Source organism: Alcanivorax sp. HI0083 (genome assembly GCF_001635175.1).
Map to the genome: position 1 here is coordinate 1 of NZ_LWFX01001661.1, position 744 is coordinate 744.

Consider the following 744-nt stretch of genomic DNA (forward strand, 5'->3'; position numbering starts at 1 on the left):
GGCGCTGATTGGCATGTCGGTGGGCGGCTCTTTTGTGCTGGCGCTGATTCTTGGCCCCCTGCTGGCGGGATGGCTGGGCTTGTCCGGCCTGTTCTGGATGACCTCGGTGCTGGGGGGCTTTGCCTTGCTGGTTGCTTTTGTGGTGCCGGCTCCGAAAGCCTNGCAGGGTGAGGCATTGCCCGCGTCGGAGCGCTTCCGCCGCGTATTGGGTAGTAAGACATTGCTGCGTTTTGATGTGGGCATTTTTAGCCTGCACCTGATCATGACCGCATCCTTTGTGGTGGTGCCTGCCCTGCTCAGTGAGCGCCTGGGGCTGACGCTGCAAAGCCACAGCTTGCTGTATCTGGCGGTGCTGGTGGCAGGGTTCCTGGCCATGGTGCCCTTGATTATCCGGGCGGAGCGCCGCGGAGCGGTGCCGATGAAGCGTCTGGCGGTGGTGTTGCTGGCGGTTTCCCAGTTGCTGCTGGCGCTGGCTGGCGCGCAATTGTGGCATTTTGTCCTCGCCTTGCTGGTTTTCTTTACGGCTTTTAACCTGCTGGAAGCCTTGCTGCCCTCACTGGTGGGGCGTGCTGCCCCGGCCGGCACACGGGGAACGGCCATGGGGGTGTACTCCACCAGCCAGTTTCTGGGTGTGTTTGTCGGCGGGCAAATGGGGGGCGCGCTGTATCAATGGGTGGGCGCGGAAGCGGTTTTTTATGGCTGCGGGTTGCTGGCGTTGATCTGGTTGCTGGTGCTGGTGGGCAT

At 62.4% G+C, this 744-nt stretch carries 1 protein-coding gene; it reads left to right on the forward strand.

From position 1 onward, the window contains the following. The coding region (locus A3754_RS24385; RefSeq protein WP_156497205.1) for an MFS transporter at positions 1-744 on the forward strand (744 nt) is incomplete at both ends.